Annotated in this window: 22 protein-coding genes; 9 read left to right on the top strand and 13 right to left on the bottom strand. The window is 46.7% G+C overall.

The genetic code is table 11. The features are described 5' to 3' along the window. Positions 1-292 precede the first annotated feature (292 nt). Positions 293-1,561: a sensor histidine kinase gene (locus Q6A92_RS16095; RefSeq protein ID WP_332238715.1), complete on the bottom strand. Its 1,269-nt coding sequence runs from the start codon at positions 1,559-1,561 to the stop codon at positions 293-295. Beyond that, positions 1,554-2,234, bottom strand: a complete 681-nt coding sequence (locus Q6A92_RS16090; RefSeq protein WP_274397337.1) for a response regulator transcription factor — start codon at positions 2,232-2,234, stop codon at positions 1,554-1,556. The genes Q6A92_RS16095 and Q6A92_RS16090 overlap by 8 nt, the downstream gene beginning before the upstream one ends. Positions 2,235-2,389: 155 nt before the next feature. Between Q6A92_RS16090 and miaB the strand changes: the two genes are divergently transcribed. The 5 genes from miaB (at position 2,390) to mutL (ending at position 9,710) form a co-directional block, all read left to right on the top strand. Beyond that, positions 2,390-3,877 (top strand): tRNA (N6-isopentenyl adenosine(37)-C2)-methylthiotransferase MiaB, encoded by a 1,488-nt coding sequence (gene miaB / locus Q6A92_RS16085; RefSeq protein ID WP_332238714.1) that lies wholly within the window; start codon positions 2,390-2,392, stop codon positions 3,875-3,877. After that, positions 3,874-4,257: a RicAFT regulatory complex protein RicA family protein gene (locus tag Q6A92_RS16080; RefSeq protein WP_274397335.1), complete on the top strand. Its 384-nt coding sequence runs from the start codon at positions 3,874-3,876 to the stop codon at positions 4,255-4,257. Before miaB ends, Q6A92_RS16080 begins: the two co-directional genes overlap by 4 nt. Positions 4,258-4,431: 174 nt before the next feature. Next, the gene (gene cotE / locus Q6A92_RS16075; RefSeq protein ID WP_332238713.1) at positions 4,432-4,998 is read left to right on the top strand and encodes an outer spore coat protein CotE; all 567 of its coding nucleotides are present in this window, start codon (positions 4,432-4,434) and stop codon (positions 4,996-4,998) included. Between the two features lie 140 nt (positions 4,999-5,138). Continuing rightward, positions 5,139-7,793 (top strand): DNA mismatch repair protein MutS, encoded by a 2,655-nt coding sequence (gene mutS / locus Q6A92_RS16070; protein WP_332238712.1) that lies wholly within the window; start codon positions 5,139-5,141, stop codon positions 7,791-7,793. A gap of 33 nt (positions 7,794-7,826) precedes the next feature. Beyond that, the gene (gene mutL / locus Q6A92_RS16065; RefSeq protein ID WP_274397332.1) at positions 7,827-9,710 is read left to right on the top strand and encodes a DNA mismatch repair endonuclease MutL; all 1,884 of its coding nucleotides are present in this window, start codon (positions 7,827-7,829) and stop codon (positions 9,708-9,710) included. Positions 9,711-9,751: 41 nt separating this feature from the next. On the opposite strand, the gene Q6A92_RS16060 is transcribed toward mutL, so the two are convergent. The 8 genes from Q6A92_RS16060 to Q6A92_RS16030 all read right to left on the bottom strand — a co-directional run bounded on the left by Q6A92_RS16060 (position 9,752) and on the right by Q6A92_RS16030 (position 13,790). Continuing rightward, on the bottom strand, positions 9,752-10,159 hold the full coding sequence (locus Q6A92_RS16060; RefSeq protein WP_332238711.1) for a site-specific integrase: 408 nt from the start codon (positions 10,157-10,159) through the stop codon (positions 9,752-9,754). Between the two features lie 553 nt (positions 10,160-10,712). Further along, positions 10,713-11,096, bottom strand: coding sequence for a YmaF family protein (locus Q6A92_RS16055; RefSeq protein WP_274397331.1), 384 nt, complete (start codon positions 11,094-11,096; stop codon positions 10,713-10,715). Positions 11,097-11,256: 160 nt separating this feature from the next. Further along, positions 11,257-11,379 carry a YjcZ family sporulation protein gene (locus tag Q6A92_RS16050; protein WP_332238710.1) on the bottom strand — a complete coding sequence of 41 codons (123 nt, stop codon included), beginning with the start codon at positions 11,377-11,379 and terminating at the stop codon, positions 11,257-11,259. Positions 11,380-11,935: 556 nt separating this feature from the next. Next, a complete protein-coding gene (locus Q6A92_RS16045) occupies positions 11,936-12,271 on the bottom strand; it encodes a transposase (protein ID WP_332238709.1) in 336 nt (111 codons plus the stop codon). Beyond that, on the bottom strand, positions 12,258-12,557 hold the full coding sequence (locus tag Q6A92_RS20360; protein ID WP_443029744.1) for a transposase zinc-binding domain-containing protein: 300 nt from the start codon (positions 12,555-12,557) through the stop codon (positions 12,258-12,260). Before Q6A92_RS20360 ends, Q6A92_RS16045 begins: the two co-directional genes overlap by 14 nt. A 227-nt stretch (positions 12,558-12,784) precedes the next feature. Further along, positions 12,785-12,958 carry a hypothetical protein gene (locus tag Q6A92_RS16040; protein WP_332238708.1) on the bottom strand — a complete coding sequence of 58 codons (174 nt, stop codon included), beginning with the start codon at positions 12,956-12,958 and terminating at the stop codon, positions 12,785-12,787. A gap of 19 nt (positions 12,959-12,977) precedes the next feature. Further along, entirely contained in the window at positions 12,978-13,277 is a 300-nt protein-coding gene (locus Q6A92_RS16035; RefSeq protein WP_332238707.1) for a hypothetical protein, read from the bottom strand. A gap of 228 nt (positions 13,278-13,505) precedes the next feature. Continuing rightward, positions 13,506-13,790 carry a DUF4183 domain-containing protein gene (locus Q6A92_RS16030; RefSeq protein ID WP_332238706.1) on the bottom strand — a complete coding sequence of 95 codons (285 nt, stop codon included), beginning with the start codon at positions 13,788-13,790 and terminating at the stop codon, positions 13,506-13,508. 358 nt (positions 13,791-14,148) lie between these two features. On the opposite strand from Q6A92_RS16030, the gene Q6A92_RS16025 reads away from it, so the two are divergent. The 3 genes from Q6A92_RS16025 to Q6A92_RS20355 are packed head-to-tail and all read left to right on the top strand — an operon-like array spanning position 14,149 to position 14,815. Continuing rightward, a complete protein-coding gene (locus Q6A92_RS16025; RefSeq protein ID WP_332238705.1) occupies positions 14,149-14,394 on the top strand; it encodes a spore germination protein in 246 nt (81 codons plus the stop codon). A 44-nt stretch (positions 14,395-14,438) separates the two neighbouring features. Beyond that, positions 14,439-14,642 carry a spore germination protein gene (locus tag Q6A92_RS16020; RefSeq protein ID WP_332238716.1) on the top strand — a complete coding sequence of 68 codons (204 nt, stop codon included), beginning with the start codon at positions 14,439-14,441 and terminating at the stop codon, positions 14,640-14,642. Then, positions 14,642-14,815 carry a spore germination protein gene (locus tag Q6A92_RS20355; RefSeq protein WP_443029743.1) on the top strand — a complete coding sequence of 58 codons (174 nt, stop codon included), beginning with the start codon at positions 14,642-14,644 and terminating at the stop codon, positions 14,813-14,815. Before Q6A92_RS16020 ends, Q6A92_RS20355 begins: the two co-directional genes overlap by 1 nt. Positions 14,816-15,748: 933 nt before the next feature. Here Q6A92_RS20355 and Q6A92_RS20350 read toward each other — a convergent pair. The 3 genes from Q6A92_RS20350 to Q6A92_RS16010 form a co-directional block, all read right to left on the bottom strand. After that, on the bottom strand, positions 15,749-15,904 hold the full coding sequence (locus Q6A92_RS20350; protein WP_443029742.1) for a helix-turn-helix domain-containing protein: 156 nt from the start codon (positions 15,902-15,904) through the stop codon (positions 15,749-15,751). A gap of 314 nt (positions 15,905-16,218) precedes the next feature. After that, positions 16,219-16,473, bottom strand: coding sequence for a hypothetical protein (locus Q6A92_RS16015; protein WP_332238704.1), 255 nt, complete (start codon positions 16,471-16,473; stop codon positions 16,219-16,221). A 227-nt stretch (positions 16,474-16,700) separates the two neighbouring features. After that, a complete protein-coding gene (locus Q6A92_RS16010; protein WP_332238703.1) occupies positions 16,701-17,165 on the bottom strand; it encodes a hypothetical protein in 465 nt (154 codons plus the stop codon). A 733-nt stretch (positions 17,166-17,898) separates the two neighbouring features. On the opposite strand from Q6A92_RS16010, the gene Q6A92_RS16005 reads away from it, so the two are divergent. Beyond that, complete coding sequence (locus Q6A92_RS16005; RefSeq protein WP_274397321.1) at positions 17,899-18,291, top strand: VOC family protein; 393 nt, start codon at positions 17,899-17,901, stop codon at positions 18,289-18,291. The last annotated feature ends 401 nt before the right edge of the window (positions 18,292-18,692 follow it).

Genomic DNA, 18,692 nt, shown 5'->3' with positions numbered 1-18,692 from the left:
GATTCGCCCTGTTTTGGCCAAGTATCGCCCCGTCAAGAGCTTATCGCCCTGAAAAAAGAATGAATCGCCCTAAAGCAGTAGACAATCGCCCTGAAATGGTTGCGATTCGCCCTGTTTTGGCCAAGTATCGCCCCGTCAAGAGTTTATCGCTCTAAAAAAGAATGAATCGCCGGCTGCATGAACATTCCGAGCAATAGGCTGCCGCTCGTGCAAACCGATCGTTTTCAGAAAAATCGATGGTACTTTCACGGCGCGGCCCGACGGGATACATGAGTTGAGGGGGATATTCATTTTAATCGAATGCCTTTAAAATCGGCAGGATCACTTGAAACGTTGTCCCCTTCCCGGGCATGCTTTTCAGGTCAATCTGACCGCTATAAGCCGTGATGATTTCCCGGGCGATCGACAGTCCGAGCCCGCTTCCCCCGCTCTGCCGGGTCCTGCCTTTCTCGACCCGATAGAAACGTTCAAAGATATGCTTCTGATCTTCTTCGGGAATGCCGATGCCGGTGTCTTCAACTGAAAAGCAGAGCAGCCGCCTTTTTTCATCCGTCGATATTTTCAGCGTGACAAGGCCGCCCTTTTGTGTATACTTTAAGGCGTTGTCCAGAAAAATGGTCAGCAGCTGCTTGATCTCGGTCGGATTGGCATTCAGAAAAACGGTCTTTGAAGGCAAAGTATAAAAAAATCTTTTTTGTGCACGGTCCGCTTTTTGCTTGTAATAGGGAATCATCGGCCGGGTCAGCCGGCCGAGCGGGAAATCCGATCTTTTTGATGCCAGGGCACCGCGGTCGGCCCGCGCCAGAGCGAGGAGATGGCTGATCAGTGTATTCATTTCAGAAACTTCATCTTTTAAATCTTTCAGTGTTTCCTGCGATGATTCGGACAGGCGCTCTTTTTCTTCGGCCTCGAAGAATTCAAGCGAAGCGGAGAAAACGCTGAGCGGTGTCCGCATTTCATGGCTTGCGTCGGCGACAAAGGCCCGCTGTTTTTCATAATTGCGCTTGACGGGAAGGACGGCCCGTCTGGCGAGAAAATGGGCGATAATCACTGAAAGGCAGGCGGCACCGAGGCTGAGCACAAACAACAGCCTGAACCAGCCTTCGATTTGTTCATGCGTCCGGTTGATCTCCTTGCCGACTAAAATGTAACCAAGCTGACGGCCATCCTTCTCAACGGGTTCCATGGCGTAAATAATCAGGCTTTTTTCGCCATGCGGCGTCACGGCTTCTATTAATCCCGTCTTTTGTCTCTTGGCTATTTTCTGAATCATGCTGCGGCGGAGATCGTCGGGAAGCGCTCCCCGGTAAACAACATCGTTCCCGTTGTTCGCCAGAAAGGCAAACAGATGCAGCGAATGTTTGAAAACGCCGCCTTCAAGTTTCTGGGTGTGGGCATATTCCGAAGCCTGGTCGCCGGCAATGTCGTCAACCTGCCAGCTCACCGACTGGTAGATCATATTTCTGAACACAAAGAAGAGAATAACAAAAATGACGGCCAAAGTCAGAAAGAACCATATACTGTAAGTGAGGGTCAGCTTGCGCTGAAGGGTCTTAAACATGGTCGTCCACCCACATGTAGCCTAAACCGCGTATCGTTTTTATGTAGCTGTTTCTTTTTGACTGACCCAATTTTTTTCTCAGCAGCTTGACATAGGCTTCCATGGTGTTGAATGTCACCTCGCTGTCCTCCTCCCAGACTCTTGACAGAATATTTTCTTTTGAAAGCACCCTGCCGGAATTTTTCACAAAATAGACGAGCAGCTGGAATTCCCGCGGCGTCAGGCTGATGGACAGATCGCCCTTTTTCGTCAGATGATTGGTGAGATCGATCGTCAGGTCATGGGTATGCATCACATCATGATCGATCGGGAAAAAGTTCCTTCTCGACAGCGAGCGGATGCGCGCGAACAGTTCTTCAAAGGCGAATGGTTTCATCATGTAATCATCCGCGCCGGCGTCAAGCCCGCTGACCCGGTCGTCCAGGGATCCTCTCGCTGTCAGCATTAAGATTGCCCCGCTGTATCCGTCTTTGCGGAGGGCCTTGCTGACCTCGATACCGTCGTGCCCGGGCAGCATCCAGTCCAGAACAATCACATCGTAATCTCCGGTCATCGCCTGGTCGTAGGCGCTTGTCCCGTCCATCACCCAGTCCGCTGTGAACTGTTCTTTTTTCAACATTTTTATCATTAATTTTCCTAAACGCTGATCATCTTCCGCAAGCAGTATTTTCATGTTTTTATCCCTCATTCATTATCAGATCCACTATTAGTATAGCATGGTTTATATTGATGAAATCCGATCCGGACGTTTTCGGCACGGCCCTTTTCTTTCAATAGAATGTTGAGTTTGTTATAATTTAGGGATGAGATTTGAAAGGGGGCCATGCTGTGGTCGAATCAAAATTCAGCAAAGTTGATTTTTCAAAATATTTCCAGCCACCTTCTCTCAAGGCAGCCAGAAGGCGCCGCAGAGAATCGGTTCATATCATAAATAATTTCAGTATTCCCGACGACATGAAAGCGATCGGGCGGGGCAAAAAATATCTGGTTGAAACCTATGGCTGTCAGATGAACGAGCATGATACCGAGGTCATGGGCGGAATCCTTGAGGAAATGGGTTATCAGGAGACTGAAGACGTCTATGACGCCGATGTCATTTTAATAAATACGTGTGCGATCCGTGAAAATGCCGAAAACAAGGTGTTCGGCGAAATCGGCCATCTGAAACCTCTGAAAAGGGAAAAACCGGGGCTGATTCTCGGCGTCTGCGGCTGTATGGCGCAGGAGGAGACGGTAGTTAATAAGATTCTGCAAAAGTATCCTCAGGTTGATCTGATTTTCGGCACCCACAACATTCATCGTCTGCCGCAGCTCCTGAAAGAAGCGCTTTTCAGCAAGGAAATGGTCGTCGAAGTCTGGTCGAAAGAGGGCGACATTGTTGAAAATCTGCCCCAGTCGCGGCGCGGACATTTTCAGGCCTGGGTCAATATTATGTACGGCTGCGATAAATTCTGCACCTATTGTATTGTGCCGTATACGCGCGGCAAAGAAAGAAGCCGCCGGCCCGAAGAAATTATTGAGGAAGTCCGCGATCTTGCCCGCCGGGGGTATAAGGAGATCACGCTGCTTGGACAGAATGTCAACGCTTATGGCAAAGATTTGCAGGATCTTGAAGATTACGGACTTGGCAATCTGATGGATGAAATCCGCAAAATCGGCATTCCGCGTGTGCGCTTTACAACAAGCCATCCGAAAGATTTCGATGATCATCTGATCGAGGTGCTGGGCAAGGGCGGCAATCTGTGCGAACACATTCATCTTCCGGTACAGTCGGGAAATTCGGAGATTCTGAAGATCATGGGCCGCGGCTACACGCGCGAACGCTATCTGAGTCTATTCAATAAAATTAAAAAAGCGGTGCCGAATGCTTCGTTTACAACCGACATCATTGTCGGGTTTCCGAACGAAACGGAAGAACAGTTCGAGGATACGCTCTCTCTTGTCCGCGAATGCCGCTTTGACGGTGCCTACACGTTTATCTATTCTCCGCGTGCCGGGACGCCGGCTGCCCGCATGACGGACAATGTGCCGATGGAAGTCAAGAAAGAACGGCTTCTGCGCCTGAATAAACTGATTGACGAACTGGCGTCAGCAAGCAATGCCCGTTATCAGGACCAGGTGGTTGAGGTGCTGGTTGAAGGGGAGAGCCGAAAAAACAGCGAAGTTCTGTCGGGCCATACACGGACAAACAAGGTGGTCAATTTTCGGGGACCGAAATCATTGATCGGCGAGCTGGTCCATGTCAAAATTACGGATGCAAAGATGTGGTCGCTCGATGGTGAGTGGCAGAGAGAACCTGAGGCTGCCGGGCGATGAACAAATCTTATTCAACAGAAGACATCTTGGCCAGGGCCAGGAAAATCGCCGACCACCTGGCATCTGCGGAGCCGATCCGTTTTTACAAGCAGGCTGAAACGAAAATCAGCGCCAATCAAAAAGTACAGCGTCTGATCGATGAAATCAAAAAGCTTCAAAAGGAATCGGTCAATCTGCAGCATTTTCAAAAACACGAAGCCTACAGACAAAATGAGGAAAAAATCGACCGTCTGCAGGCGGAACTGAATGCGATTCCCGTGGTTCAGGAATTCAGGCAGTCTCAGGAAGATGTCAATGATTTTCTGCAGCTGATGGTCAATCTGATGTCGAAACGCATAGGCGGGGAAGCGCAGCAGACTGAAACACGGAAACCGGAATAGATTTCTACAGCCCGCCGCACGGCTGCAGCTGAGCGGCAATCCGCCGAAAAAAGGTTTTACGTACGGAAGATCCTGCCGGGCATTTTTCGCCCGAAAGCATTTCTCCTTGCCATTCACACGTGTCATTCGCCCTGCATAACATGACAGTGAAGAAGGCAAAGGAGGTTTGGACTTTTGGCAGAGAATGCTTACAGGGAAATTATTACAAAGGCTGTCTGCGGCAAAGGGAAAAAATTCAGCCAGTCTGCGCATACCGTGACACCAACGCATAAACCTTCGAACATCCTCGGATGCTGGGTCATCAACCATAAATTCAAGACGCAATACCAGAAGGATGCCGTCGTCGTCGAAGGAACTTATGACATTAATACCTGGTATTCTTACAACAACAACACGAGGACGGAAGTGGTTTGCGAAACGGTCGGCTATCGGGACCGTGTGCCGCTGACTCTCCGTGACAAAAGGGCATTTTCCGATCGGGCGGATGTTTCGTGCCGCCCGCTTCAGGAACCGAATTGTCTGGAAGCGAAGATCGCGCCGAACGGCAACAAGGTCGTGGCGCAGGTTGAAAGAGAATTTCTGGTCGAGGTCATCGGCGAAACAAAAGTAAAGGTCAGGGTCGATGACGACGGACTGATCGAAACGGAAGAGACCGAAGAGGATGAAGAGCTGGAAAAGGAATTGAACGGGCTTGACTCGGAATTTCTGACAGAAGATGAGGATACCGAATCGGAAGAATGAGGGAGAAGAGCAGATCTTCTCTCTTTCTTTTTTTATGAAAAGATTCCGCCGACTGTGCGGCCTGTGCGGCGCTTATCATCTCTTAAACGTGTGCTATAATTAAAAGATAGGTAAAAGAAAGAAGTTGGAGTGGGCGATTAATGAGTTATACACCGATGATTCAGCAATATCTGGCCATTAAAGCGCAGTATCCCGACGCTTTTTTGTTTTTCCGGTTGGGTGATTTTTATGAAATGTTCTTTGAGGACGCAAAGAAAGCGTCGAAAGAGCTTGAAATCGCATTGACTTCACGGAACGGCGGAAAGGATGAATACATACCGATGTGCGGCGTGCCGTATCATGCGGTCAAGCAGTACATCAAGGTATTGATCGATAAGGGTTACAAGATTGCCATCTGCGAACAGATGGAGGATCCGAAGCTGGCTAAGGGGATGGTCAAACGGGAAGTGATTCAGATGATCACGCCCGGGACGGTCATGGAGGACGAGTCGCTCGAACCGAAAAAAAATAATTATCTGGCGGCTCTGAGCGCGTTCGGCGACGGTTCGTACGGGTTCGCGCTGAGCGACCTGACGACCGGAGAGACGAAGGTCACTCTGATTTCGGCATGGGACGGCGTGATTCAGGAGATCGATGCGAACGATGTGCGTGAGGTGGTGCTTGATCCCCGTTTTGATGAAGAAAAAAAGAAGATGCTGGTGGAACAGCTCGGTGTGACCGTTTCTGAGAATGAACGTGATACGGTTCCCATAGAGCTGGCAGCCAACGCGGGAGGAATCGATCAGGAAAAACTGCTTTCCGCGCTCGGCAGGCTGCTGGACTATCTTCAGACGACGCAGAAACGCTCGCTGGATCATCTTCAGCCGGCCGATGTCTATCATATTAATGAATACATGATGATTGATCCCCATTCACGGCGCAATCTGGAGCTGACTCAGACGAACCGCAATAAAAAAACATACGGCTCGCTGCTTTGGCTGCTCGACGACGTCAAAACGGCGATGGGCGGCAGACGGCTGAAACAGTGGATTGAGAAACCGCTGCTGAATCAGGAGAAGATTGAAGAACGGCTCGCTGCCGTGGGTGCGCTGAAGGCGCATATGCTGGAACGCGAGACACTGCGTTCCGCGCTCGGCAACGTCTACGACCTCGAACGTCTGGTCGGACGCGTGTCGTTCGGAAATGTCAATCCGCGTGAAGTGGTGCAGCTGAAACGTTCTCTCGAACAGGTTCCGCAAATTAAGCAGGTGCTTGCCGGGATCAAGGACGGCCCGTTGACGCGTTATGGTGAAGAGATGGATCCGTGTGCCGAGGTCTGCTCGCTGATCGGCCGGGCAATCGTCGCTGATCCGCCGTTTTCCACGGCAGACGGCGGTATGATCAAGCAGGGATACGATGAAACGCTGGACCGTTATCGCGACGCCTCCAAAAACGGAAAACGCTGGATCGCCGAACTGGAAGCGAAAGAGCGGCAGGAAACCGGGATTAGATCACTTAAAGTCGGCTATAATCGTGTATTCGGTTATTATATCGAGGTGTCGCGGCCCAATCTTAAACTGCTGCCGGAAGGGCGCTACGAAAGAAGACAAACGCTGTCCAATGCCGAACGGTTCATTACGCCGGAGCTAAAAGAAAAAGAGCGGATCATCCTCGAAGCGGAGGAGAAACGGGTCGGCCTTGAGTATCGAATTTTCAGCGACGTCCGTCTTAAAATCAAGGAATACGCGGCGCGTCTGCAGCAACTGGCAAGACTGGTAAGCAGCCTCGATGTTCTCCAGAGTTTTGCTTCCGTCAGCGACAGAAACGGTTATGTTGCGCCTTCTTTTTCAAACAAAAGAATTCTTAAAATCAAGAACAGCCGTCATCCGGTTATTGAGAAAGTGATGCGCGACGGTGCCTTCGTTGCCAATGATATCAGCATGGACCGAGCATGCGACATGCTGCTGATCACGGGTCCGAATATGGGCGGAAAAAGCACATACATGCGCCAGGCCGCTCTTGCGGCGATCATGGCTCAGATCGGCTGTTTTGTCCCGGCCGACGAGGCTGTGCTGCCGGTCTTTGATCAGATCTTTACCCGGATAGGGGCTGCGGACGATCTCGTATCCGGTCAGAGTACCTTCATGGTGGAAATGAACGAAGCGAAATATGCTTTGACCCATGCCACTCAGAACAGCCTGATTCTGCTCGATGAAATCGGGCGGGGGACGTCGACCTATGACGGAATTGCCATTGCCCAGGCAATCGTTGAATATATTCACCGTCATATTTCCGCAAAAACTTTTTTTTCAACGCATTATCATGAGCTGACGTTTCTTGAAGAGAAGCTGCCGAGGCTGAAAAATATTCATGTCGGCGCTATGGAAGAAAACGGGAAAGTGGTTTTTCTGCATAAAGTCCTTGACGGCCAGGCCGACAAGAGTTATGGAATCCATGTGGCCAAGCTTGCCGGCCTGCCGGACGATCTGATTGAGCGTGCAGATGAGATTTTAAAAGGATTGGAACAGCCTTCGAACAACGATAGGGTTAAAGAAGAACGGCCGGATTCCGGCCATGAATACGAAACGATCAGGGAAACAGCGGCAGCCGATGAGCCTTCCTCTCCGGATCCGGAAAACGAGGGAACGGAACAACTCGCTTTCTTTGCCGACCCCGCTCCCAGATCGGCGAAAAAGGCAATGAATACACGGGAGCAGAAGGTCATTCATCAGCTTTCCGGGCTTGACCTGCTGACGATGACGCCGATGGAAGCGATGAACCGCCTGTATGCCCTGCAAAAAGAATTAAAGCAGTGAGTCTGCTCGATAAGAAAAAGGAAGGGATGAAGAATGGGCGTCATTAAACGGCTCAGTGAGTCGCTGGCCAATAAAATCGCGGCCGGCGAGGTCGTCGAGCGGCCGGCTTCGGTTGTCAAGGAACTGGTCGAGAACGCGATCGACGCGGAGGCGGGCTCTGTAAAGATCGAGGTGGAAGAGGGCGGCCTGAAAACGATAAAGGTCACCGATAACGGTCGGGGGTTCGCTTCCGAAGACTGCCTGATTGCCTTCGAACGGCACGCGACAAGTAAAATTCACAATGACTCGGATCTCTTTCATATCCATACGCTCGGTTTCCGCGGCGAGGCGCTGCCCAGCATCGCGGCTGTTTCCTATCTGGAACTGAAAACGTCGGACGGTGAAAACCCCGGAACGCATCTTTTACTGCAGGGAGGACATCTCATCCAGTCCGGAATTGCCGAGAGCAGAAAGGGAACCGAGATTAAGGTCAGCCGGCTCTTTTACAATACGCCCGCACGGCTGAAGTACCTGAAAAGTATCCACACGGAACTGGGCCGGATCACCGATGTTGTCAATCGGATGGCACTGTCCTATCCGAGTATCCGCTTCAGCCTGGTTCATGAAGGCAAAACGGTTTTTCAAACGAACGGCAGCGGCGAGCTCAGCCATGTGCTGAGTGCCATTTACGGCATCCGCACGGCAAAAGCCGCGATTCCTTTTTCCGGCGACTCGCTTGATTTTCATGTCGAGGGGCTGGCCGTCCATCCGCAGATTTCCCGCGCCGGCCGTCAGTATGTCTATATATTCGTCAATAATCGCTATATCAGAAACTATCCGATTTTCGGCGCGATCATGGAAGGCTACCATACCTTAACAATGATCGGCCGTTATCCGATATGCGTGATCCATATTAAAATGGATCCTTCTCTGATTGACGTCAACGTTCACCCGGCAAAACTTGAGGCGCGTATCAGCAAAGAAAGGGATCTTTGCGCCCTGGTTACAAGTATCATCCGTTCGGCTTTTCACAGGGAACGTCTGATTCCTTCGGTCAGCACAAGAAAAAATCCCGAAGATCGTCCTCAATCCGCGCAGCAGGCGATGAATTTTTCGCCGGGTGTTGTGACCGGTCCGGATTTTTCGGCAGAAGGGAAGACATCCCCGGAAGAAATAGGGGATTTTCCGCCTTCTTTTGCCGAGCCGGAGCAGGTTCGCGAACTGGATCAAAGCGCGTTCAGCGTTGAAAAAACGACGGTGCCGGGCGAAACAGCCGCGGCTTCTGAAACGACGGATAACGACGAGATTTTGCCGCCATCGCCGGATGCGCTGCCGGCCGGCCGGGAACCGCAGCGGCGGATGCCGAAACTCTATCCGATCGGCCAGATGCACGGCACCTACATTTTTGCCCAAAATGAAGACGGGCTGTATATTATCGACCAGCACGCTGCCCAGGAAAGAATCAAATACGAGTATTACCGCGAGAAGGTCGGAGAAAACACCCGCGAGGTCCAGGAACTGCTCGTGCCGATGACTTTTGAATTCACTGCCGCAGAATATGAAACCGTTCAGGAATACCGGGATTATCTGGATCAGATCGGCCTCCACTTTGAATCGTTCGGCGACCGGACATTGATTATCCGTTCTCATCCGACCTGGATGCCGAAAGGGCGCGAACCGGAGATGATCGGGGATATTGTTCAGCAGCTCAAAGAGAGCGGAAAAATATCCATCAAGAAGCTGCGCGAAAAGCTGGCGATGACGATGTCGTGCAAACGTTCGATAAAAGCCAATCACTACCTGCGCCCGGATGAGATCGAGGCGCTGCTCGATTCGCTTAGCAGAGCGCATGATCCGTTCACCTGTCCTCACGGACGTCCGGTTCTCGTTCACTTCACGACCTACGAAATGGAAAAGATGTTTAAACGCATACAGTAAAGGGATTTTTCGAGGGGAAAATGCGATTTGCCCCCACTTTTTTAGTAAGTCAGATAAGATTCTAAGTGATCGATCAACTTGTTCTCCAGATTCTGAGTGAAATGGATATAGACATTAGCTGTAAATTCGATGTTGCTGTGGCCTAGCCGTTTGCTGACGGACTGAATATCGACGCCGCTTTCGAGCAGCATAATTGCATGCGTATGCCGGAGTCCGTGCGGAGTGATGTGCTTATCCAAATTCGTTTTGGCTAGGAGCGTATCGATGACTTTGTTCACGCCGTATTCGCTCATCTCTGATCCGTTGGGCAGGGTGATCATGTACTTTGAATCCAAATATTTTTTGTGACTCAGCTTATTTGCCTTTTGCCATGTTTTATACATTTTTAGAACAGCAACCAGCATATCATCGATGGCAATCGTTCGAATACTTGATTTTGTTTTCGGCAAATGTTCACCTGTGTGATCACGGGATTTGGTGATTCTGATTGTGAACCAAGTCAGCGTCAGCCCAGATCAGAGCGAGCATTTCTCCTTTTCGCATCCCGTCCGTAGGAGGAGAGAGGCAATCACGAAAGGATGAAAAGACGACTGCCGGGCGGCTTCCATAAAGACTGAGACTTCATCCCGTGTTAAGCGGTTGAGCTTCACTTCGTCATCGTTTACGATGGAGATGTTATGAAACTTGTTCTTCGGAATAAGTTCCAGTTCTGCAGCTTTATTAAATGCCGTACAGACGATTGAATGCATAGATTGTACGGTTTTTTTTTTGTACTTCTTTTGCAGTTTATTGATGCGTCGAGTGCATAAAAGGATGACGCATTTGTTGAAGATCTGGTTCGTCAAAGAGTATGGTAAGTTTTGTAATCCTGACAGAAAACACGCGGCAGTCTGAAGGTGATTCGTTAGCTAATAGGACACCGGGTGGTGTGCCCTTTATGGGGTTGGATAATAAAGAATTAACGGAATGAAACAGAAGAAATGAATTCGCTGTAAGCTATTTTTATTGAACTTCCGGACTTGTTTTGCCTGAGTATTTATGCGTATGAGGAGTCGCACCGTTTATTGTAGTCGTACCTTTGAACTCGTGATAATGGCCTCCGCTTTGGAGGGGAATGGCTGGACCTGTCACGCCTCTTATTTCATGACGGTGGCCATCGTCAACAGAAGTAAATGTAAAGTATCTGTGCGTATGCGGGACACCGCTGGGAGCGGGTTCGGTCGTTCCGGCATATTTGTGAGCGTGCCCTACATCAAAAGAGGTGACCCCGCGAAACTCGTGAACATGAACTGGCCTGCCGTCCCAACCTGTTATAAAAAGTTGGTGGGAGTGTAATGGATTCGAATCATCAGAAAGGTACATGAAACCAGAAACAGGGATTTCCATTTATTAGGCTCCTTTTTAAAACAAGAATTTTGAAACAGTAATTCATATTCTTGAGAGTTTGATCTAGAACGGGAATTTAACTTAATGATAATAGGGCACCCTACCGGATGCCCTTTGAAGAAGGATGTCTGCTGGGTGCCGACGGATACGGCAGTTGTTTTTAATAAACGAAGGCAGTGCCGACAATAATTAACAGAATGAACAGTACAACAATCAGAGCAAACATACTGCTGCCCTCTCCGCTGCCACTGTAGCCGCAACTAGATCCATCATCATATTCCAAGAGAGCCCCTCCTTGTCATTTGAAAATACACTGTATGAGCGGACAGGCGATCACGAGTGGATAAATGGATGAATGAAATAGTTCTGTTTTGTCGATGGCAGGAATGAATCAACTGATAAAGAGAAATCCCTTGAACAACGAGATGCTGAGTGATTGGATAAGGCGCGCGAAGGGGGGGCGGGGCAATATGGAAAGAAACGTTTTAGGTCAACCCAGTGGCTGCACGGATATCAGAAATCGCTTTTTTGACGAGGTGATATGTAGAGCAGCAACTAAGGTTTGCAAAGCGGTTCATTAATTCGCAGTCCTCATAACAACGCAATAAAAAGTCCCTCAATAGTTGAGGGACGATGATTACCAAACTTGCCTTACCTTTGCCTAGACCCTAGCCAAATTCATTGGCCACAAAATCGGGCGCTTCATCCTCTTTCCCACAATTCAGGCATCTGAAGCTTATCGTCTTGATCTCTTCATCTAATCTCAGTGGATTTTCTTCCAGCCAACTCAAATCCGGATTCTTTTTACTTTGCCTTTTTTTTCGTTCACTGTCTTTCCTCTATCTTTGAATCCAGTCCACATCTTCCAGATAATGATACAGATACCCATAGCGGACATGCCAGATCTCGGTCAGTTCCATCTCTTGTTGACAGCAGAGACACCGAAAGGGATCTCGGTCAAATGCCTCTCTCATTTGCTTGACGGCAGGTTTTTCTTTTCTGTTCAAAAGGTAATCGTATGAAATATAATCACTCGGCCGCCACTCATGACGGTTATCGAGGGTCTCCTCAGTCACCAGTGTATGGACATGCGGATTGAATTTCAGATCTCTGCCGAAAGTATGGATGACAGTGATCACCCCCACCTGCAACTGCCGCTTCTTAATAGAAAACATTTCGCAGGTCCTTTGGGACGGTGAAAACCAGATGACGGCGGGGAACATCAAAGATCATGTCCTGTTGCTTATCCGACCAGTCATCCGTATACTCCTTTCCGCACTTATGACAAAAACAGCTCTTACAGATTAAGCAGACGAAGACAGGAACAGGATCTCCTTCACAGCCTAAGCATTCATACTTGGCATAGCCCAGATCACGCGTCCCACATTTGATCGCCTTCTGAACCGTTTCCCTGATATCCCCACGATAAGCCTCGGGAGCCGATCCGAGTGGAGTTTCCAAAATCCATCGAAATGTTCTCTAAGAATCTGCTTCACCACACCGCTTTCTGTTTCCCCATGATTCGGACCCTTCCTGAATATTCTATTGCCAGTTTAACGGACAGTTATCCACAGGTCGATATTTTTATAATTTCTTAAACAAATAAAAAAGCCCGCTTTGCGGGCATACATACTTTTTATTTAAGTGAAGAAACAATTTGTTTCATCGTGACATACACTATATTTATATTACCTTGCTTTTTTGCTTTTGAAAAAATTGACTATTCTGGATTTGAGTGTATCATTTCTTTTCTGATTTTTTAATGCAGTTGCAGAGATGGCTTTACCCGCATTTTTTTCTAAAGCAGCTAATGTCTGTGGCAATTTGGTAATATCTGATTCTCGGATATATTTTATAGCCAAATTAAATCCACCTTTCCTTTTAAGTCCATTCGACGGCACTAACGGTATTCAGTGGAAAGAGATCTTTGACATTATTTATGTCTGTTAGGACGGCGTATTCATTCGTTACTTCTGTTAAAGCAGCAGTTGAAAACAAATTACCTGAATATGTGGTGACCTGTTGACCGATTAGTGGAGCCAATCTTTGCGCAATCAGAGGAAAGGATATTCCTGATCCGCTTGATGACATGCATGGTCCGGGGCCTGTGCCTGGACCTGTTCCTGGGCCTGTACCTGGTCCGGTGCATGGACCTGTTCCGGGACCTGATTGATTTGCCATAAATTAACCTCCCTTTACTTTTCTATTAATAAATTATGTACTGAATCATGTAAGAGAAACGGCATAGTTCTTGAGTGATTATGATTAAAAAGTAAAAAGAAGCATGTCAAAAAATGACGTTAGCGTGATTTAAGAAAAAAATAAGAAAGATATCCAGTAATTTTACATAAAAAAGAGCCGGTCATTTGACCGGCAATTAATAACTTTTTGCTCAAAAAATTTATCAAATCAAGTGACAATTAATTCGACCAGAACGGGCGTAGCGCCGTCAAGTGTATCTCCGTCAGGAATCGTAATCGAGGCGGTGGAAAGAGTCGAAGTATTTGCAGTTTGCAGGACTCCATTGATGTAAAGATTGTAGTATGCAAAAGCACTTGGAAATGCAGTGATAGTTGCACCTGTGTCATTTGTAAATGAAGTTGCTGCAATAGCGAAAGCAGCGCCTGTCCCCGTCCCCGAACTTAACGTTGAGACGAATTTTCTACTTGCGATAAAGGATTGGACAATGGCCAAATGGATCGCTCCTTTCTTTGTTAGACTTAATATATCATATGCTATATTTCAATGACTGCATGAGCTAGATGAGTAATATAAATGTTCATTTTGAGATAATTCAAGAAATTGAGTCTATCGCGTACTAATATATTTGTTTATATGACTATGACTATTGGTGCTGTTTGACTATTTTGCATAAAAACCGTTAGAAGCCGGGATGAATTTTTTTCATCTCGGCTTTTAGTCATTTTTATATAGGAAATAGAAAACCCCATGCCTTAGAGCAGGGGGCGGCTAAAAGAATGTTGAGATGGGTCTGAAACAATTACAGTATGCGCATTATAGGTGATTAAAATATTCTTTAGTGTGTCAGCAGTTGATTGAAGACAGCTCTTTTTCTCCTTTTGCGACCGTCGAAAACAGTGAACGGCCGGACAAGGTCGCTGCCAGGCTGCTTGAAGGCAGGATTGCGATCCTGATACACCTGGTACTCACCGTTCCGTATATGTTGATTGAGGCCTTTCAGGTTCCCGACGACTATTACTTGCGGATATTCAACGCCAATCTGACGCGCCTTATCCGGCTTTTTACATTGCTGTTACCACTCTCCATCAGGAAATGACTCCGACCATCCTTCTGATTAAGCTGACCGCCGCCTGAGATAGCATCCCTTTTCCGGTGTTGCTTGAAGCGCTGATGAGTGAAACGATTTTTCTGCTGATCAGAGAATCGGGCATCCGGATGCCCCGGGCGACCGGAACAGCGGTGACGATTGTGGACACGCTGGTCATGGGAGACGCGGCAGTGAATGACGGTATCATCAGTGTCCCGACGGGATTATCGCGTCCTTGTCGGGACTCGCCGGCCTAATGCTTCCGGCCATATATAATGCGATCGTTGTTTTCAGATATTTCCTGATCCTTTTGGGCGGATCCTTCGGGCTATTCGGAATGGTGACCGGATTAATGTGCATTCTAGCCCATGTGTGCTCATTAAGAAGTTTTGGGACCCCTTTTATGGTTCCTTTTGCGCCGGTTTTCTGAAATGAATTGAGGGATGATGCGCTCTTTAGACTCCCGGCCTGGATGATGAAAGGAGGCCGCAGTCCACCACGTGGACTCGATCCACTCGCCGGGATGATCTTCAGAAACCCGGTCCGCGTAGAAAATAGTAGCCGAATTGAATCGGCAGTACAAACCTCGGCACCTTCGGCAGATACCCAGGAGATTGGCGATTTGACGCCCGCAGAATTGAAACAGGTACTTGGCAAATAACATATGGAAAGTCCGCGTGAGCGGGCATACATAACTGATAGAATCATGGATTTTTCTCTCTTTGATAAGACAGTCTACTCTAAAGGTTTATCGATTACATAATTTAAATTGAGGTGACATTAAAGAATTAAAAAGGGATGATAAAATTAAATGGAACATTTGATGTGCTATCAGGGACGTCCAGTTGAAGTTTGCTGTCATGACGGAAGGTCTTATTGGGGAGTGATAGATGGTGTGGATCCGCGGGGTGGAATATTTCTTCGAGATCGCTTCTCTAGACGGATATTCATTCCGATTTTCCTAATCGCCGCTATTTTTCTCCTAAGTAGAAGACGTATTTTCTAAAAAAGGATTGAAAGATTATACCATCAGCCTGTAGCGGACTTTCACCGCCTAATTCTATGCAGGCCGCGTTAATAAAAGCCGGTTATTGACCGGCAGGAACATAATTATTTCTTTCTTTCTTTTGATCCCGCTGATACGTTTCCTCGTCCAAAAGATGCTGATAAATACCACGATAAATGGTCGCATAGCTAATTTGCCAAGGACTATGATCCAATTTCAGACGGGCTTCAATCTGTTCGGGCGCCCCTTGATGGTTAAGAATCAATCCCTGAATGATCGTGAATCACCGGACGGGTCAATAATCGTTGACGCTGACATTGCTTTCGATGCTGTCGATAAGCCTTCTCAGTCCATGCATTAGTCTCCGTTTAATTGATTACGCCTCAGCTCGCGACTAACAGTAGCCGGGGACCGCCCGATTTGAGCTGCGGTAGCACGAATCGATTTACCTAATACTTGATTCTTGGGTATGATTTCACGTTCAAATAGATTAAGATGATGGGAGTAGCCCATAGTTGCTTCTCCCGTCTTCAGTGGTTTCTCGCAAATCCTATTGTACAGGGAAGACCCAACTACGGCCCTTTTATTTTTAAGTGTTGCACTTAGAGTGTAATTCAAGGTTATAAAAAATATCCTCCTTTAAAGACGTAAGGGAGGATAAAAAATTTATGTGAACAGCTTCTCTCCGCAGTATTTTATTCTATCGGATGATCGATGCGAATTGAATTAACAAAAATTGAAAAAATATATAAACGATTCGATTATTCGATTGATTTGTCATATCGAGTTGAGTTTTGATAAAACAGCTAAGTTTTTGCGAAAATGGATTAATTACTGAAAGCTGATGATTCCCAATAGCTGTCGACGACGTTAGGAATGTTATCAGTCAAGAAATTTTCAAAATTAATCTTATCGATCGTTTGCCGTTTGAAATCTGTTTTCATAACAGTCATGTCTGACTTTTTGCCGTATTTGTCCTGCGTGGGAAAAGTAACATTAAGTGCTATTTCTTTAACTTCTTTGATTCCTCTAACATGTTTCAATACGTTTACCGCATCTTTCCACATACCCTTTTTAATCATGTTTGTCGAAAGATCTGCTTGACCGTAAACTTGAGCGAAAACAAAGCCGTTGTTTTTGTTGAAATTAAAGCTGATGATTGAATTTTTACCGTTAAAAGTTTTATTAAACGCATCGTTACCCTGGATCGCTGCTCTTATTTTATCTTCAGTTGATTGACTTTTTGCTGTCTGTTTTGCGGTAAAGTTGAAGCCGCTTTCGATTTATCATTCTGTACTGACGGCTGATCTCAATTTGGAATAAAGAACCCCATGATCAGCAAAATAATCAACAGATACCCGATGCCGGCCGTAATCATTTTCCATCTCTTTCCCGACCGAAAGCCAAGAATTTTACGGTACCATTTGCGCTGAATATATTCTGTTTTAATTTCATGTGATTCAAGATGGAGGAGTACTTCTTTGATTTCGGGTACCCTAATATACACCGATTTAGCCCCATTCAGTTTAATCCGGGCACTCAGTGCTAATCTATCGATCTCTGCTCGGTTAAAATCTGACCAGGAATATGGCTCGGCTGTTTTAACTTCTTTATCGTATAATGTGAAGATGTCAAAACCATCGTTATGAATCGAAATATATTGCTCAGCAAAAGCTCCAACGTCACCACCGCTTACAACAATACCATGTTGAAGGTCGTGATCAGAAATATACTTTTTGATGGTATCCAGAGATCTTGGCTTCATGTCAGACATTTTAAACCCCTCGGTATCTTTTTCTTAATTATACAAAAAATCCCGTCTTCGCGACGGGATAAATAATTATATTTTTTTCCTCAATTTACACCCTATTTAATAATTAACGGTCAGTAATTCTGCCCCCATCTTTTTGAATTGAACTGAAACATCCTGAAATGATATTCTTAAAAATGCCTATATATCAGGCTTTTTAAAAAGTATGATTTTGCTTAAAAAGCTCCTATTAATCGACCTACGAAATGGAGAAGATGCTTAAACGCATACAGTAAAGGGATTTTTCGGAGACTGTCTCAAAAGTTGATTTTCCGACGATGAACAGTCTCCTTAATTATTTTTGAAATGGACAGACCGACTTTTGAATCTTATCGGCGCCTCCCTTGGGACGGCCTCATCTTAACGAGACAGGCTGAATGCTGTGTAAAATGCGTTCTTAAGATGAAGAGTTCAATAACAACGAAAAAATATATAGAGCAGTGAGTACCCGGGGATCCGGACTTTTTGTGTTTGAATCAATGAAAAGATGGGTGATAAATAAGGAGGTTTAACCGGAGCGATACAACCGGCATTCTTCCTTTGAATTAAGTTGCCGCGTAAAAAAAATAGTTGTTTACTCATACTACAGTCGTACCATGATTCGAAATGTTTTTTCTGCTCTATAATGAATGGTAAGAGAAAGACGATTGTGCAGTTGACGATTCTGCGCAGCAGCTGTGGAAAGGGAATTTATGAGATGAAAATAAAAAAAACATATTTTCGAATGTATGTTAACGATCTGGATAAGGTTTTGCCATACTATGAAAAATTGTTTGGTACGCATCCGGACTTACGATTTAAATATCCGGAAATGCACCTGGAATTAGCTTCAATCGGTGATTTTCTGTTCGTCGCCGGGAAATCTGAGGATCTGAAACCATTCAGTATGACAAAATTGACTTTCATGGTTGACTCGCTGGACGATTTTCTCATCTATTTTGAACACAACAATGTTGCGATAATAAGGGAGCCGCGAATTGTACCAACCGGTAAAAATGTAACAGTCAGGCACCCTGACGGTCTTATTGCGGAATATGTTGAACATCAACCTGCCCAAGTAAAAGCAGTTAATCTGACTAAAAGCAAGTAAATTTAATAGATAGATTTCGCAGCTGACGAATTCCGTACAACAATCTGATCGGATTAGAAAACTAGACCAAACCGGAGAAAGGCGGGACGGAACGCTGAGAAAATTATCAGTCGCACCGAAACGGGAGAGAGTCGCACCGAATCGGTTGGAACTCGCACCAAAACAGGAGAAAGTCGCACCGAATCGGGCTTAACTTGCACCGAACCTGAGCGGTCGCACCGAATCACTGGAATGTCGCACCGAACCTGAGCGGTCGCACCAAATCGGTTGGAACTCGCACCAAAACGGGAGAAAGTCGCACCGAATCAAACTTAACTTGCACCAAACCTGAGCGGTCGCACCAAATCGGTTGGAACTCGCACCAAAACGGGAGAAAGTCGCACCGAATCAAACTTAACTTG

The organism is Sporolactobacillus sp. KGMB 08714, assembly GCF_036598985.1.
Taxonomy (GTDB): domain Bacteria; phylum Bacillota; class Bacilli; order Bacillales; family Sporolactobacillaceae; genus Sporolactobacillus.
This window is presented reverse-complemented; position numbering and strand designations above follow the sequence as displayed.